Source organism: Bordetella genomosp. 4, from assembly GCF_002261185.1.
In the GTDB taxonomy this organism is placed as follows: Bacteria; Pseudomonadota; Gammaproteobacteria; order Burkholderiales; family Burkholderiaceae_B; genus Bordetella_A.
The window spans coordinates 277,286-294,097 of record NZ_NEVQ01000001.1; the positions used below are offsets into that span (position 1 = coordinate 277,286).

Here is a 16,812-nt window from a genome sequence, read left to right on the forward strand (position 1 = left end):
GGGGCGTCCTGGTTATTGGGTGGGCGTGGGCGCAGGGGCGGCAGGTTGAGCCGGCGCGGCGGCGTCGTCATCGTCCTCGATGCTGTAATCCGGCAGGTTGCCCTCGCCCTCGGCGCTGCCGCGCACCATGGCGGCGCGGCGTTGCAGGTAGGCGTCACGAATGAAACTGTAGGGGTCCAGCGCTACCCGATCGACCATATCGGTGGTGTCGAGCAAGCTGGCGCGCGTATCGACGAGATCCAGACCCCACAAGCTATTGCGGATCGGTACGTTCTCGATGGCACCGGGGCTGCTGTAGGTGTAAATACCGCCTTGCCAGTCGCCGATCAGGCCCACGCCGTCACGCACGGTGCTTGAGCCAAAGAACGGCAGCACCAGATAGGGACCTTGGCCAAGGCCCCATACGCCCAGCGTCGTGCCGAAGTCGTTGGGGATCTTGCGGGCGCCATTGGCCGAGGCCACGTCAAAGCAGCCGCCTACGCCCATGGTGGTGTTGAACAGGAAGCGTCCCAGCGTGTTGACGAAATCGTGGCCGCGGCCCTGCAGGAAGCTGTTCGTGGCCGACCAGAGATCGCCTACGTTGCTGAACATGTTGTGGACGCAGCTGCGTACCGGCTCAGGCGTGACATAGGTATATGCCTGTGCGACAGGCTTGAACAGAGCCCGGTCGATAGTGTCGTTGAACTTGTATACGCCGCGGTTGAAGCCTTCCCAGGGATCGCGCGGATCCGGGTTGCCTGGAGCCGCGCAACCGGCGGTCAGCGCGCAGACGGCCAGGGCAGAGGCAAATCGAGCGTAGGTGGGCATAGTCATGATGGGGTCAATGCCAAGCAAAGGTTCTGTTCACAGGTCGCCTGCCGAAGCAGGCTGGGCAAAGGTATTCGGTCAATGTCCGTCAGCGCGGTATTTCAGTTCGTTGGCGGCGCACTGGGCTGTTCGCCGGATTTGTCCGAATTAGACCCTTGGTTTTGCGCGCTGTTGTAGAGGAATTGGCTAATCAGGTTTTCCAGGACAACGGCGCTTTGGGTATAGCGGATTTTGCCTCCATCGGCAAAATTTTGCTCGTCGCCGCCCGCTGTCAGCCCAACGTACTGCTCGCCCAGCAGCCCTGAGGTCAGAATGGAGGCCGACGTGTCTTTGGGAAATTGGTAGCCTTCTTCCAGGTTGAGGGCGACCACGGCCTTGAAAGAACGGTCGTCAAAGGTGATGCTGCTGACGCGCCCCACCACCACGCCGGCGCTTTTGACGGGCGCGCGCGCTTTCAGGCCGCCGATATTGTCAAAGTCGGCGGTCAACGTGTATGTCGGCGCAAATGAGAAACTGCTGAGGTTGCCGGCACGCAAGGCCAGAAACACCAGGGCGGCTGCGCCGAGCAGCACGAAGAGGCCTACCCAAAAATCGGTTTTTTCGCGTGACATGATGCAAATCCGTATTAATTGCCAAACATCAGGGCGGTAAGCAGGAAATCCAGGCCCAGCACGGCGAGCGAGCCTACGACGACGGTGCGGGTGGTGGCTCGCGCCACGCCCTCGGGGGTAGCGCGGGCGTGCCAGCCTTCGTAGAGCGCGACGAGCGTGACCGTGACTCCGAAGACAATGCTTTTCAGGACGCCATTGGCGACGTCATCCCAGACGTCCACGCCGTTCTGCATCTGCGACCAGAACGCGCCGGCATCCACCCCAATGAGCAGTACGCCGACGATCCAGCCGCCCAGGATGCCTACCATGGAAAATACAGCGGCCAAGACCGGCATGGCGATGATGCCGCCCCACAAACGCGGCACGAGCACCCGCCGCATCGGATCGACGGCCATGACTTCCATGGCCGAGAGCTGCTCGCCAGCCTTCATGAGGCCAATTTCGGCGGTCAGCGAGGTGCCCGCACGGCCGGCAAACAGGAGGGCCGTCACCACGGGACCGAGTTCGCGAACCAGGGACAGGGCGACCAGCAGACCGAGGGCTTCTTCGGAACCATAGCGGTTCAGTGTGTAATAGCCTTGCAATCCCAGCACGAAGCCGACAAACAGGCCCGATACGACGATGATCAGCAGGGAATAGTTGCCGATGAAGTGAACTTGCTGGGAGACCAGCCGGGGACGCGACAACGCGATGCCGCTGCGCGCCAGGAGACTGTTTACAAAGCGGGTGAACCCGCCGACGCCGCTGATGCTGTCACGCACCCAACGGCCCAGGGCGCTGATCGCTCGAACTGGCCCGATCATGATTTTCGGCCTCCGAGGGAAGACTGGGCTGCGTCGGTTTTTGGAGATGGGGTCGAGTTCGCCCTGGCTTCGGAGCCGCCCGCCTGTTTGGCCAGCCACGCCTGAAACGCCGGCGTGTCGGGATACTGAAAGGCGACCGGGCCATCGGGCTCGCCGCGCAGGAATTGTCTGACGTACGGGTCTTGCGACTCAGATAAGGATTGCGGCGATCCGGAGATGACCAGACGGCCCTGGCCGACCAGGTAGACCTGATCGGCAATTGCAAAGGACTCCTGCACGTCGTGGGTGATCAGCACCGAGGCACAATGCAGTCGGTCGGATAGGTCGCGGATCAGACGGGCCGTGATCCCCATCGAAATCGGGTCGAGCCCAGCAAAGGGTTCGTCGTACAAAATGAGTTCGGGCTCCAGCACTACCGCACGAGCCAGGGCCACCCGTCGGGACATGCCGCCAGAGATTTCCGCTACGCGCAGATGCGCCGCAGCACGCAGCCCAACCGCGTCGAGCTTGTCCAGCACGCGGGACACAACCTCTGCCTCAGGCAAGCGGGTGTGCTCGCGTAGGGGAAAGGCGACGTTTTCAAAGACGTTCAGGTCTGTAAACAGCGCGCCTTGCTGAAAAAGCACGCCCATGCGCTTGCGCAAGGCCTGCAGCTCATCGTGGCCGATTTGGCTCAGATCGGTGCCGAATGCACGGACTTGGCCGCGCAGGGGCTGAAGCTGGCCAGTCGCGGCACGCAATAGCGTGGTTTTGCCCGAGCCGGAGCCGCCCATGATGGCTACAACCTGCCCGGGCTGGACGGTCATGGTGATGTCTTGCAGCACCGTGAATTCGCCATAGCCCAGCGCCACTGCGTCCAGTGACAGAACGGGGGGCGGGCTATCGGGCGTGTGATCGGGCATAGGCAACAAGTTGGGCCTGGACGGGTGAACAGTGTCCGACAAAGGGGACGACCATAGAGTTTTTGGCCGAGCCGGTCAAGGCGTCGGCCATCGAATACTGTACCTGTCAGGCGACCGTGATTCTCGCGGCGGCATGTTGCAGGCGAATGTTATTGTAACTTGCCGCCTCACATCGAGTGTCGCCGCAAACGTGTCCTTACTGCAGCGTAATGTTGCCTTTTTGGATGACTTCTGCCCACTTTCGGGTTTCGCTGGCGATGAATTTGGCGAAATCGTCCGGCGTGCCGCCTCCTGCCTGGCTACCCGTATCGGCAATGGCCCGTTGCACTTCCGGGTCTTGCAAGATGTTGTTCAACTCCGTGTTGAGTTTGGCAATGATGGGGGCGGGCGTACCTGCCGGCGCGATGATGCCCTGCCAGTTATATGACTCGAACCCGGGCAATCCTGCCTCGCTCAGCGTCGGAACATCGGGCAGCACAGTCAGGCGTTTGGCGGACGTCACGGCAATAGGATGAACCTTTTTGCTCTGAATGGCGGGCAACGCCGCGTAACCCATTTCGAACATCATCGAAATATGTCCACCCATCAGATCCGCGGACGCCGGGCTGCCGCCTTTATAGGGCACATGCACGATATCGATGTCTGCCTGTTCGCGGAACATTTCGCCTGACAAGTGGTGAGCGCCGCCCACGCCCGAGGAACCAAAAGTCAGCGTCCCCGGTTTTTTCTTGGCCAGATCGATCAACTCCTGCAGATTTTTGACCGGCAAGGTGTTTGTCACGCTCAGGACGAGGGGACTGTTTTCGACCAGGATGATGGGGGCCAGATCTTTGTCCGCTTTGTAAGGCATCTGAGCCATCAGACTAGGGTTGACTGCCAAGGGGGCCAAGTTGCCGGCGCCAATGGTGTAACCATCAGGAGTGGCTTTGGCCACCAGGTTGGTACCGATGACGCCTCCCGCACCGGCCTTGTTTTCGACGACGACGGTTTGCTTGAGCGCATCGCCCAGCTTGCGCGCGATCAGGCGCATACGGGTGTCGGCAAAGCCCCCGGGCGCATAAGGCACGATCAAGGTAATGGGCTTGGACGGCCAGTCACCGACATCCTGGGCGCGGGCGAGCGATGCGCCGGTCAGGGCAGTGACAGCCAACAGGCTGGCGAGCAAGGGATGTAAAGATTTCATGCGCGGGCTCCTCTTTTCTTAGACGTAGCGCGGAGCCGACTATTATGACCTTTATGGGGCCTGCCCGCCCGCGCCGGCGCTAAAAGCGATAGCCGACCGCCAAGGTCGTGACCCACGGATCAATGCGTGCGGTGCCGATGCGCTGACCGTCGAGTTTCACCTTCGACGAGATGTCGATATAACGAATATCCGCGTTCATGAACCAGCGGTCGCTGAGTTTGATGTCAACGCCCAGCTGCCCGGCCAAGCCCCAGGAGTCGCTCAGCTTCAGACTGGAGCCGGACAGCGGGCCGCGCGTGTGCGTGTCAAAGAAATGAGTGTAGTTCAGCCCCACGCCGACATAGGGCTGTATGGTGTGATCCGGGAGGAAATGCCATTGCACGCTGAGTGTGGGCGGCAGCTGTTTGGTCGTGCCGATCTTTCCCAGTCCGGTGTCACCGGATACATTGTGTTGAAAGGGCAATGCGCCGAGCAACTCGATGCCGATATGCCGCGTGGCCATGTAGGTCACCGTGAAACTCGGCCGCACGTTGCTGTTGACGTTGAGATCGACCGTGCCACCGAGCACGCTGCCATTATCGGATTTAGGGCTGACTTGGGTCACGCCCAGCTTAAAAAGCCAATCGCCGGCTTCGTGAGCGTGGACGGTTATGGCGCTCAGGCTGGCCGCACAGAATGTGGCGGCCACGGTACTGCGTAATGACATGACTTCTCCGTAAAGGCCGAGGGCTATCGGCACGGAGATGGTGGCAGGGTCTCTCGATATCCGGCTTGATCCAGATCAAGCATGGCAGCATTACTCGAAAATTGATGGGGCGCTGGCGTCACGGCTAGGCGCCCTGTTCGATGACATGCCGCGCGGCATCGAGAAAACGGCGGCCAAGCAACGGCAGCGGGGCGAGCGTGGAGTGAGTGGCCCAGATCTCCACATGGGCTTCGGGACGAATGGGCCGGATGGCCACGCGCTCAGCCAACTCTGGTGTGATGCACCAGCGGTCTACGAGAGCTGGACCCAAGCCCTGGAGGACGAAAGCACAGGCTGTGACTGGCGAGTGGACTTCGACCGCGGCAGGACAGGGTTGCGTGTCGCCAAAGAACGCGGTGAGCGCGTGATTGAGAGGTGTCCCGACGGGATAAGCGATCCACTGCGCAGAACCGAAATCATGCGCGTGCACGCTGTCGTGGCTTGCCAAGGGGTGATCCGGCGGCGCGATACAGACAATGGGTACGGTTCCGAGCCGCACAGAATTCAGATGCGGGTGCTGAGGTGGGGACATAGACAACCCGACGTCGGCGCGCCCCGTCAGAAAGTAGCCCGCGAGTTCGTCAAACGTGACGCTGCGGTAGTCGACCCGGCTGCGTTCCGTGCGCCCGCGCATAGCCAGTAGCGTACGCGGCACCAGGCGTTGCCCGTAGCTGGCCGAGCACACCACGCGCAATACGCCGGCGCCTGCCTCGCCCAGGGCAATCGCGAGATCGTTTACGCGCTGGATGCCGCCATAGACTTGCTCGACCTCCGCGTACAGGCGTAGTGCTTCGGGGGTGGGCGTCAGCCGGCTCTTTGCGCGTTCGAAAAGCGGATAACCCAGGCGTGATTCGGTGAGCGACAGCACGCGGCTGACCGCGGGTTGCGAGACGTGCAGCAATCGGCCTGCCCCACTGATCGAGCCCGCCATCATGATGGCGCGAAAGACTTCGATCTGGCGCAGGTTCAGAGGCCTCGCGGCGGTGTGAGATGAGGCGCCTGCCTCAGTGATCGCGTCGTCCTGCATCGCGGGTTTCCTGTCTGGGGCAATAACGGCGGATTATAGGTCTGGGACATTTTTCGATGAGGGTTCGGCTGGGTCCCGGTGATAACCTGACTTGCCGGAAAACGCCGGGCTATTCCGCGTTTTCCTTGCTTCCGGGCCCGCCGGCAAGGCCGGGCCGTGAGAAGCGCGGCAATGAAACCAGACTACATATATCCAGGGGAATTACATGTATCGAACTCTCGCCCGTTGTTTGAGCGTCCTAGCTGTTGCCTGCACCGCAGCGGGCGCTGCCGTCAGCGCCCATGCCGCTTTTCCCGACAAGCCGATCACCTTCATCGTTCCATCCGCTGCAGGCGGATCGCCTGACGTATTGTCGCGTCTGATCACTACACAGATCGCCAAGGACACTGGCGCGACGCTCGTGATCGAAAACCGTCCCGGTGCGGCGGGCAACATCGGCGTGTCGCTGATCAAACGCGCAGCGGCCGATGGCTACACCATCGGCTACGGCAATATCAATACCTTGGCCGTGAACCGCTCGCTGTTTAAAGCCCTGCCTTACGATGTGGACAAAGACCTGGTCCCGGTTGGGCAGATGTTCAACATCTATAACGTGCTGATCGTGCCTGCCGATTCACCGATCAAATCAGTGCAGGACTTGATCGAGCGCGCGAAGGCAGAGCCAGGCCGCCTCTCGTATGGCGCTTCGGGTGTGGGCACCACTGGCCATATGGGTGGCGAGCTCTTCAAGAGTATGGCCAAGATCGATGTCATGTTCATTCCCTACAACGGCGGGCCGGCCGCGATGCAGGACTTGATGGGCGGACGGTTGGACTTTACCTTTGCAAATACGTCGGAGGCGGTGCCGTTGATTCAAAGCGGTAAAGTTCGCGCCTTGGGTGTCAGCAGCCTCAAACGCCTGGCTTTGCTGCCTGACGTACCTACGCTGGACGAAAGCGGCCTGAAGGGCTACGAGACAATCGCCTGGGGAGGTGCGGTGGCTCCTGCGGGGACGCCGGCCAATATCATCCAAAAGCTCAACGCCGACTTGAACAAGGCGCTGGAAAATCCCGAGGTCCAAAAATCGTTGGCAGCGCTCGGTGCGGATCCTGCCGGCGGCAGTCCCGAAGATTTCAAGCGGCTCATGGACGCAGAAACCGCCAAATGGGGCAAACTGATCGAGAGCGCAGGTATCCAGAAGCTGGACTGACCAACAAAACCATCATCATTCTATGCAAGCTGATCTGATCATTACGAATGCCCTGCTGGTTGACGGCAGCGGCGCAGAACCCGTGCGGGGTCATCTAGCCATTAAAGGCGAGCGTATTGCCGCGCTGGGCGATTTCCCGTGTCCGGACGGTGTCCCGGTCCTGGATGCCGCCGGGCGCGTATTAGCGCCGGGTTTTATCGACTCGCATACGCATGATGATGGCTATCTACTGGCACACCCGGAAATGACGCCCAAGGTGTCGCAGGGCATCACGAGTGTGGTGACGGGTAACTGCGGCATCAGCCTGGCCCCGCTGACGCGTCAGGATGTGCCGCAGCCGCTGGACCTGCTCGGCCCTGCCGAGTTGTTCCGTTTTTCCACATTTGCGCAGTGGATAGAGGCTTTGCGTGAGGCGCCGGCCGCCACCAATGTGATTCCATTGGTGGGGCACACGACGCTGCGTGTGGCGGTGATGGGCGATGCGGTCGATCGCGCAGCCGACGCGGGTGAGCGTCAGGCCATGCGCGAGCTGCTGGCCGAGGCGTTGGCCGCAGGCGCTTTCGGTGTATCGACCGGTACGTTCTATCCCCCTGCCGCTGCTGCGCCCACCGACGAGATCATCGATGTTTGCGCGCCGATGGCTGGACGTCATGTCATTTACGCGACGCATTTACGCGATGAAGCCGATCACGTCGTGCCGGCGATGGAGGAGGCGCTGGCCATCGGGCGTGCCGTCGACGCCCGGGTCGTGTTCTCACATCACAAAGTCGCCGGCAGCCGCAATCATGGCCGCACCCGCGAAACGCTCGACATGATCACCCGGGCCGCGGCGAGTCAGCCAGTCTGCCTGGATTGCCATCCGTACCCTGCGACATCCACGATGCTGCGCCTGGACCGTGTGCGCATTGCCAGCCGCACCATGATCACCTGGTCCAAAGGGTATCCGGCGGCCACGGGGCGCGATTACGCCGATGTAAAGGCCGAGCTGGGCCTGGACGACGAAGCCATGCTGGCGCGGCTGGCGCCCGCGGGCGCGATCTATTTTCTGATGGACCCCAACGATGTGCGGCGTATTTTCCAACACCCGCTCACCATGGTCGGATCTGATGGCCTGCCCTTTGATCCGCACCCGCATCCGCGTCAATGGGGCACTTTTCCCCAGGTGTTGCGCCGCTTGGTGCGCGAAGAAGGCGTGTTGACGCTCACGGCGGCCATTCATCGCATGACGGGATTGGCTGCGACCCAGTATGGCCTGGCGCAGCGGGGCCTGCTCCAGCCCGGTTATTATGCTGACTTGGTGTTGCTTGACCCGGAGCGCGTCAACGATCTGGCGACCTTTGAAAAACCCGTCCAGGTCAGTCAAGGCATTGACGGAGTCTGGGTCAACGGCCAATCGGTCTGGGATGGCAATCAAGCCAGCGGCGCACGGCCAGGCCGGGTGTTGCGACCCGGGGCGCCGGCATGAGCCCATAGCGGCCGCCGCAACAAGCAGAATTGGAATGGAGCGCCGGCCGGGCGCTCGTATGTGCATGGAAACGAAACGTATGTTGGGTGTATTGGGTGGGATGGGACCGATGGCGGGCGCAGCGTTTGCGCTGCGATTGGCGGCGCTGACGCCGGCTGACAGGGATCAGGAGCACATTCCTGTTCTGCTGTTGAATGATCCGCGGATACCCGACCGCAGTACCGCCCGGCTGGCCGGCGGCGAAGACCCCTTGCCAGCGATGCGCGCCGGCATCGAGTTTCTGAATACGTCGGGGGCGGATCTGATCGCCATTCCCTGCAATACCGCGCACCTCTGGTACGACGAATTGGCCGAGGCCTCGCAATGTCCCGTGCTGCATATCATCGAGGCCGTTGCCGACGACCTGCGCCGTCAAGGCGTGGCGCGGGGCCGGATCGGATTGATGGGTACCGCGGCGACATTGGCGTTGGGCCTGTATCAACGCACCCTGGAGCAGCACGGCTACGAATGCATCGTGCCGCAGGACGACGAGGTAGAGTCATTGTGTATGACGTCTATTCGTGCGGTGAAATCCAACCGGCTGGATGATTCTCTGGCGCCTGCTGTGGAATGCGTGCAGCGGTTGCGGGCACGCGGCGCTGATGCCGTCGTGTTGGGATGCACCGAGTTGCCGTTGGCCATTCCTCACGCGGTGCGGCCGTCTTTGGGCATGGTGACAACCGATTCGATTGATGCGCTCGCTCTGGCTGTCATTGAGCATTATCAAAAGGCGGGCAAGCTCGCGACGCATCGCGATTAGAAATAGTCGGGCGTGAATTACCCTGTTTTTGACCGTTCAGGTTTTCAGTTGTGGCTGGGTTGGATGGCCTGCTGAAGGGGGCACTGAGCGTTGCAGTGTGGGCAGGATGGGGGGATCGAGTGCTATTGGACGTCGAGGCGGGGCAGTGACCGTGTTGGCGCTTCACGGAGTCGGTCGGCCGCCTGCGCGGCCGACATCGCTTCGTCAACCTCGTCGCTACGCTCCTTCGGTTTCCCTCGCTCGACTCCGAGGCGCGCCAACACGGTCACTGCCCCGCCTCGACTCGCAGAGTCTCTGATTCCCTCATCGCTGGCACGGCTGATCTACGTAGGCTTCGTAGGCACAGGCGTTTGCAAGGAGGAAGATCTTGCAGGGCCGCTATTCATGGCCGCCTACGGGCGCGGCCATGAATAGCGTTCGGGATCTGCATGCGAAGGCTTTGGCATCGGAGATGAACAGAAGATCTCTCGAGCTACGATTTCGTTATACCTAGAGATGAGCTGCGCATCATCGTCGCATGCATCAACTCTGGCCAAGCAGATCTTCCAAACTGGCAACACGCCACCCCGCCGCATGCCCGGACCGATTGCCTCGGCTCGACGTCCATAAGCACACCACCCTAGCCCCACCTAAACCCCTGACAAAACCCACAAGACAACAACCCCGCATTATCTCTATCGATACCCGCAATCGCTGTATTCAAGACCAATGAAATAAAAACGGCCAGCCCCCGCAGGAACTGGCCGTTTGATGGAATGACGGCGTCAATCAGCGCGGCAATTCGCTTGCACCCATCAGATACTCATCCACCGAGCGAGCGCATTGACGTCCTTCGCGAATGGCCCAGACCACCAGCGATTGGCCGCGACGCATGTCGCCAGCGGCAAAGACCTTATCGACATTGGTGCGATAGTCGTCAGTATTCGCGCGCACATTGTCACGTGCATCGCGATCCACGCCAAAGGCGTCCAACACCTGCTGCACAGGCGAAACAAAGCCCATTGCCAACAGCACCAGATCGGCCTGGATTTCGAATTCCGAGCCTTCGACCTCGCGCATTTTCATCTGGCCGGTGGCTTCGTCCTTGAACCATTCGACACGCGCGCCGACCAGCTTCTCGACTTTGCCGTTACTGCCTTTGAGCAGCTTGGTCGTTATCGACCAGTCGCGTTCGCAGCCCTCTTCGTGCGACGACGAGGTGCGCATCTTCAAGGGCCAGTACGGCCACACGAGCGGCTTGTTTTCCGACTCGGGCGGTTGAGGCATCAGTTCGAACTGCGTGACCGAAGCCGCGCCATGGCGGTTGCTGGTGCCCACGCAATCCGAGCCCGTATCACCGCCGCCGATCACGACGACGTGCTTGCCCTTGGCCAGCGTTTGCTTGGTCAGGCGATCGCCTGCGACGGCCTTATTCTGCTGACGCAGGAAGTCCATGGCAAAGTACACGCCCTCGAGCTCGCGGCCCGGCACGGGCAGATCGCGCGGCGTTTCCGAGCCGCCCGTCATGACGACAGCATCGAATTCATCAATCAACGATTGTGGCGTGCGCACCGTCAGTCCATCGGCTACGGCGTCGCTGGCATTGCCCACATATGTGGAGGGTGAGAACTCGACGCCTTCGGCTTCCATCTGCGCGATGCGGCGGTCGATCTGCGATTTCTCCAGCTTGAAATCAGGGATGCCGTAGCGTAGCAATCCACCGATGCGGTCGCTTTTCTCGAACACCGTCACGGCATGGCCCACGCGTGCCAACTGTTGTGCGCATGCCAGGCCGGAGGGGCCGGAGCCTACGACCGCGACTTTCTTGCCGGTCTTGCGGGCAGGGACTTGAGGCACTACCCAGCCTTCGGCCCAGCCCTTGTCGATGATGGCGTGCTCGATCGATTTGATGCCCACCGCATCGCTGTTGATGTTGAGGGTACAGGCCGCCTCGCACGGCGCCGGACAAATGCGCCCGGTGAACTCCGGAAAGTTGTTCGTCGAATGCAAGACATGCAGCGCGCGGCGCCATTCCTGACGGTAGACCAGGTCGTTCCAGTCAGGAATGATGTTGTTGACCGGGCAGCCGTTGTTGCAGAACGGAATGCCGCAGTCCATACAGCGAGCCGCTTGCTGCTTGGACTGTTCATCGGTCAGGTGCAGAACGAATTCACGCCAGTTTTTCAGGCGTTTTTGCGGAACTTCAGAGGCTTCCTGCAGCCGCTGATATTCCATAAAGCCAGTGATTTTTCCCATGATCGGTCCTTAGGCCTTATGCAGCCAATTGTTCAGGATTGGCTGCACGCCACATTTCGCCCAATGCGCGGCGGTACTCCGTCGGCATTACTTTGATGAACTTACCGCGCGAGGTTTCCCAGTCGCCCAGGATTTCCCGGGCGCGGAAGCTGCCGGTATAACGGAAGTGATCTTCGATCAGCTTGCGCAGGATCGCCTCGTCGGTGTCGCGTTCGCCACCGCGCTGGGCACTGTGCCAGCCCGATTGATCGTTCTGCGCCAGTTGCTCCGCGTGCGGCACGATGCCTTCCAGTTCGACCATCGACAGGTTGCAACGGTGTTTGAAGCTGCGATCCGGATCCCAGACGTAGGCCACGCCGCCCGACATCCCGGCCGCGAAGTTGCGGCCGGTTTCACCCAGCACCACGACCGTACCGCCGGTCATGTATTCGCAACCATGGTCGCCGGTGCCTTCGACAACGGTGGCCGCGCCCGAGTTACGCACGGCAAAGCGCTCACCTGCTACGCCATTGAAGAACGCCTCGCCAGCCAAAGCGCCGTACAGCACCGTATTACCGACGATGATGTGATCGGGACCGAAGCCGCGGAAGTCATTAGGCGAGCGCACGATGATGCGGCCGCCCGACAGGCCCTTGCCCACGTAGTCGTTGCCTTCGCCCACCAGATCCAGCGTGATGCCATGAGCCAGGAACGCGCCAAAGCTCTGTCCTGCCGTGCCATTGCACTGAATGTGGATGGTGTCGTCAGGCAGGCCATCGTGACCGTAGCGTGCCGCGACCGCGCCTGACAGCATGGCGCCGATCGTACGATTGCGGTTGCGCACCGGCGTGATGAACGAGACTTTCTCGCCGCGTTCCAGCGCAGGCTTGCTGCGTTCGATCAACAGGTGATCCAGCGCGCCGGCCAGGCCGTGGTCTTGCGTTTCGGTTTGACGCTTTTCGGTATCGATCTGCGGCTGATAGAACACGCGGCCGAAATCCAGGCCTTGCGCTTTCCAGTGCTCGATGCCGGCACGCATGTCCAGCAGGTCCGAACGGCCGATCAGGTCGTCGAATTTGCGGATGCCCAGCTGCGCCATGATTTCGCGGACCTCTTCGGCGATAAAGAAGAAGAAGTTCACGACGTGTTCAGGCTTGCCCTGGAATTTGCGGCGCAGGACGGGGTCCTGCGTGGCCACACCCACCGGGCAGGTGTTCAGGTGGCATTTGCGCATCATGATGCAGCCTTCCACGACCAGCGGTGCGGTCGCAAAGCCGAATTCGTCCGCACCCAGCAGCGCGCCGATGACGACGTCGCGGCCGGTCTTCATTTGACCGTCGGCCTGCACGCGAATGCGGCTGCGCAGACGGTTGAGCACCAGCGTCTGCTGCGTTTCGGCCAGGCCCAGCTCCCAGGGCGTGCCCACATGCTTGATCGACGAGACGGGCGATGCGCCAGTGCCGCCGTCATGGCCGGCGATCACCACGTGATCGGCTTTCGCCTTGGCCACACCCGCGGCCACAGTGCCCACGCCCACTTCGGACACGAGCTTGACCGAGATCGACGACTTGCTGTTGACGTTCTTCAGATCGTGAATCAGCTGAGCCAGATCCTCGATCGAATAAATGTCGTGGTGCGGTGGGGGCGAAATCAGGCCGACGCCAGGCACCGAGTAACGCAGCTTGGCGATGTAGTCCGTGACCTTGTGGCCTGGCAATTGACCGCCCTCGCCGGGCTTGGCGCCCTGCGCCATCTTGATCTGGATCTGATCGGCGCTGCTCAGGTATTCGGCAGTGACGCCAAAACGGCCGGACGCAACTTGTTTAATGCGCGAGCGTAGCGAGTCGCCGGCCTTCAGCGGGACATCGGCTTCGATGCGCTCGGAGCCCAGGACGGAAGCCAGCGTATCGCCATCTTTGATGGTGCTCTTGCCATCACGCATTTCGGCGCGGTAACGCAGCTCGTCTTCGCCGCCTTCGCCCGTGTTCGATTTACCGCCGATGCGGTTCATCGCGACAGCCAGCACCGAGTGGGCTTCTGTAGAGATAGAGCCCAGCGACATGGCGCCCGTGGCAAAACGTTTGACGATTTCCTTGGCCGGTTCGACGTCTTCCAGGGGAATCGCGCGCGAGGGATCAAAACGGAATTCGAACAAGCCGCGCAGCGTCATGTGGCGGCGAGTTTGATCGTTGATGATCTGCGCGTATTCCTTGTACGTGCGGTAGTTGTTCGCACGCGAAGCGTGCTGCAGCTTGGCGATCGAGTCCGGCGTCCACATGTGCTCTTCGCCGCGGATACGGAATGCGTACTCGCCGCCTGCATCCAGGTCGTTGGCCAACACGGGATCGCTGCTGAAGGCCGCGCGATGCTGGCGCAGGGCTTCTTCAGCGACCTCGAAAATGCCGATGCCTTCGACGTTCGAAGCCGTACCGGTGAAGTATTTATCAACCAGGCTGCGTTGCAGGCCGACGGCTTCGAAAATCTGCGCGCCGGTGTACGACATGTAGGTCGAGATGCCCATCTTGGACATGACCTTGTTCAGGCCCTTGCCGATGGCCTTGATGAAGTTCTTGACCGCTTTTTCCGGATCGGCCATGCGTCCCAGCGATTCCAGCGCCAGATACGGGTGGATTGCTTCGGCGCCGTAGCCGCCCAGCAGCGCGAAATGATGCACCTCGCGGGCTGAGCCGGTTTCCACGACCAGGCCCGTTGCTGTGCGCAGGCCCGAACGGATCAGGTGCTGGTGGACTGCCGACGTGGCTAGCAACGCCGGGATAGCGACGCGCTCGCTGTCGACCAGACGGTCAGACACGATCAGAATGTTGTAGCCGCTTTGTACGGCATCCACTGCACGAGCGCACAACGCGGCCACGCGGGCCTCGATGCCCTCGGAACCCCAGGCGGCCGGATAGGTGATATCCAGCTCGTAGCTGCGGAATTTCTTGCCGGTGACCTGCTCGATGTCGCGGATCTGCGCCATGGCCGCGAAATCCAGCACCGGCTGCGAGACTTCCAGGCGCAGCGGCGGATTCACGTTGTTGATGTCCAGCAGGTTCGGCTTGGGACCGATGAACGACACCAACGACATCACCATCTGTTCGCGGATGGGGTCGATCGGCGGGTTGGTCACCTGCGCGAACAACTGGCGGAAATAGTTGTAGAACGGCTTGGCGCGGTTCGACAGCACGGCCAGGGGGGCGTCGTTGCCCATCGAGCCGATGACTTCTTCACCAGACGTTGCCATCGGCTCCAGAATGAACTTGTAGTCTTCCTGGGTCCAGCCAAATGCTTGCTGGCGATCGAGCAACGAAATCGAGGATTCGGGCGCTTGCGCAGCCTGACGCGGTGTGGGCAGCGCCTCCAGTTTGAGCTGCAGGCGTTCGATCCATTGGCGGTACGGGCGGCTGTTGGCCAGCTGCAGCTTGATTTCCGTGTCGTCGATGATGCGGCCTTGTTCCAGATCGATCAGGAACATCTTGCCCGGCTGCAGGCGCCATTTTTTGACGATGCGATTTTCAGGGATCGACAGCGTGCCGGCTTCGGACGCCATGATGACCATATCGTCATCGGTAATCAGGTAGCGTGCGGGACGCAGGCCGTTGCGGTCCAGCGTGGCGCCGATCTGGCGGCCATCGGTGAAGGCCACGGCGGCAGGGCCGTCCCACGGTTCCATCATGGCCGCGTGATACTCGTAGAACGCACGGCGGCTCGCGTCCATCTGCGTATGCTGTTCCCAGGCCTCCGGGATCATCATCATCATCGCGTGCGACAGCGAATAGCCCGAGTTCACGAGCAGTTCCAGGCAGTTGTCGAACGTTGCCGTGTCAGACTGCCCTTCGTACACAATGGGGTACAGCTTTTTCAGATCATCGCCCAGCACGGCCGACTGCATCATGCCTTCGCGAGCGCGCAGCCAGTTGAAGTTGCCTTTCACGGTGTTGATCTCACCGTTGTGGGCAATCATGCGATAGGGGTGTGCCAGCGGCCAGGCGGGGAACGTATTGGTCGAGAAACGCTGGTGCACCAGCGCCAGAGCCGAAACTGTGCGCGGATCGGCCAGGTCGCGGTAGTAGCGGCCGACCTGATCGGCCAGCAACAAGCCTTTGTACACGACGGTGCGCACCGAGGCCGACGGCACGAAATATTCTTTGCCATGCGCCAGCTTCATTGCCTGGATGGCGTGGCTGGCGGTCTTGCGAATGACGTAGAGCTTGCGTTCCAGCGCGTCGGGCACCATCACGTCGGCGCCACGGCCGATGAACAACTGGCGGATGACAGGTTCGACCGAGCGCACCGTCGGCGACATCGGCATGTCGACGTCCACCGGCACGTCGCGCCAGCCCAGCACAATCTGGCCCTCGGCGCGCACGGCGCGTTCGAGTTCCTGCTCACAGGCCAGTCGCGAGGCGGTTTCCTTGGGCAGGAACATCATGGCCACACCGTATTCACCGGGCGGGGGCAGCGTGATGCCTTGCTGGCTCATTTCGTCGCGATAGAGAGCGTCCGGAATCTGAATCAGAATACCGGCACCATCGCCCATCAACTTGTCGGCGCCCACGGCACCGCGGTGATCCAGGTTTTCCAGGATCTTCAGGCCTTGTTGAATGATGGCGTGGCTCTTGCGCCCTTTAATATGTGCAACAAACCCGACGCCACAGGCGTCGTGCTCATGCTGCGGGCTGTACAGACCCTGTGCGGCGGGAATGCCGATGCGGGTTGCATCAATGGGCGTCGCCACCGGGCGACAGGAATCGGTTTGGGAATTCGAGGACATAGCGCGCTCCGCAGAGAACTGCGTCGGAATGTTGCAGTGCAAGGTCTCGACGATACTGCGGTACGGGTTAGGGTGCAACAAGAATAAATGTGGTACGTCCCTAATTTAAATGAGGCACTATTTTGGTGCTTGTATATGGGGACGTATTAAAAATTCATAATAATCAAATAGTTATAATTCGGTATTAATCCGTGTCAGAGGAAGTCGTGCTGTGATACGGCCAATCCGACATATTGCGTCCCCATTTTATTGCGATTTTTTGTTGCGGATTGGCGGCGCAGCGCTTGAATGAG

11 protein-coding genes and 1 pseudogene are annotated in these 16,812 nt (G+C 61.0%); 3 read left to right on the forward strand and 9 right to left on the reverse strand.

Going from position 1 to position 16,812, the window contains the following annotated elements:
• Positions 1-12: 12 nt before the first annotated feature.
• The 7 genes and pseudogenes from CAL20_RS01320 to CAL20_RS01350 form a co-directional block, all read right to left on the reverse strand.
• Entirely contained in the window at positions 13-813 is an 801-nt protein-coding gene (locus CAL20_RS01320) for an MlaA family lipoprotein (protein WP_094824100.1), read from the reverse strand.
• Positions 814-908: 95 nt separating this feature from the next.
• Positions 909-1,418: an outer membrane lipid asymmetry maintenance protein MlaD gene (mlaD, locus tag CAL20_RS01325; RefSeq protein WP_094824101.1), complete on the reverse strand. Its 510-nt coding sequence runs from the start codon at positions 1,416-1,418 to the stop codon at positions 909-911.
• Positions 1,419-1,432: 14 nt separating this feature from the next.
• Positions 1,433-2,221 (reverse strand): lipid asymmetry maintenance ABC transporter permease subunit MlaE, encoded by a 789-nt coding sequence (gene mlaE, locus CAL20_RS01330; RefSeq protein WP_176456634.1) that lies wholly within the window; start codon positions 2,219-2,221, stop codon positions 1,433-1,435.
• A 77-nt stretch (positions 2,222-2,298) separates the two neighbouring features.
• Positions 2,299-3,123 (reverse strand): annotated as a pseudogene (locus CAL20_RS01335) (ABC transporter ATP-binding protein); the annotation flags it as partial.
• 196 nt (positions 3,124-3,319) lie between these two features.
• Complete coding sequence (locus tag CAL20_RS01340) at positions 3,320-4,306, reverse strand: Bug family tripartite tricarboxylate transporter substrate binding protein (RefSeq protein ID WP_094824103.1); 987 nt, start codon at positions 4,304-4,306, stop codon at positions 3,320-3,322.
• 79 nt (positions 4,307-4,385) lie between these two features.
• Positions 4,386-5,012, reverse strand: a complete 627-nt coding sequence (locus tag CAL20_RS01345; protein ID WP_094824104.1) for an OmpW/AlkL family protein — start codon at positions 5,010-5,012, stop codon at positions 4,386-4,388.
• A gap of 124 nt (positions 5,013-5,136) precedes the next feature.
• Positions 5,137-6,078: a LysR family transcriptional regulator gene (locus tag CAL20_RS01350; RefSeq protein ID WP_094824105.1), complete on the reverse strand. Its 942-nt coding sequence runs from the start codon at positions 6,076-6,078 to the stop codon at positions 5,137-5,139.
• A gap of 205 nt (positions 6,079-6,283) precedes the next feature.
• On the opposite strand from CAL20_RS01350, the gene CAL20_RS01355 reads away from it, so the two are divergent.
• The 3 genes from CAL20_RS01355 to CAL20_RS01365 all read left to right on the forward strand — a co-directional run bounded on the left by CAL20_RS01355 (position 6,284) and on the right by CAL20_RS01365 (position 9,531).
• Positions 6,284-7,267: a Bug family tripartite tricarboxylate transporter substrate binding protein gene (locus CAL20_RS01355; RefSeq protein ID WP_094824106.1), complete on the forward strand. Its 984-nt coding sequence runs from the start codon at positions 6,284-6,286 to the stop codon at positions 7,265-7,267.
• A 22-nt stretch (positions 7,268-7,289) separates the two neighbouring features.
• Complete coding sequence (locus CAL20_RS01360) at positions 7,290-8,732, forward strand: N-acyl-D-amino-acid deacylase family protein (protein ID WP_094824107.1); 1,443 nt, start codon at positions 7,290-7,292, stop codon at positions 8,730-8,732.
• A gap of 64 nt (positions 8,733-8,796) precedes the next feature.
• The gene (locus tag CAL20_RS01365) at positions 8,797-9,531 is read left to right on the forward strand and encodes an aspartate/glutamate racemase family protein (protein WP_256981317.1); all 735 of its coding nucleotides are present in this window, start codon (positions 8,797-8,799) and stop codon (positions 9,529-9,531) included.
• Between the two features lie 768 nt (positions 9,532-10,299).
• On the opposite strand, the gene CAL20_RS01370 is transcribed toward CAL20_RS01365, so the two are convergent.
• Both CAL20_RS01370 and CAL20_RS01375 read right to left on the reverse strand, forming a co-directional pair.
• The gene (locus CAL20_RS01370) at positions 10,300-11,766 is read right to left on the reverse strand and encodes a glutamate synthase subunit beta (RefSeq protein ID WP_094836994.1); all 1,467 of its coding nucleotides are present in this window, start codon (positions 11,764-11,766) and stop codon (positions 10,300-10,302) included.
• Positions 11,767-11,782: 16 nt separating this feature from the next.
• A complete protein-coding gene (locus tag CAL20_RS01375) occupies positions 11,783-16,519 on the reverse strand; it encodes a glutamate synthase-related protein (protein WP_094819479.1) in 4,737 nt (1,578 codons plus the stop codon).
• Positions 16,520-16,812: the final 293 nt, after the last annotated feature.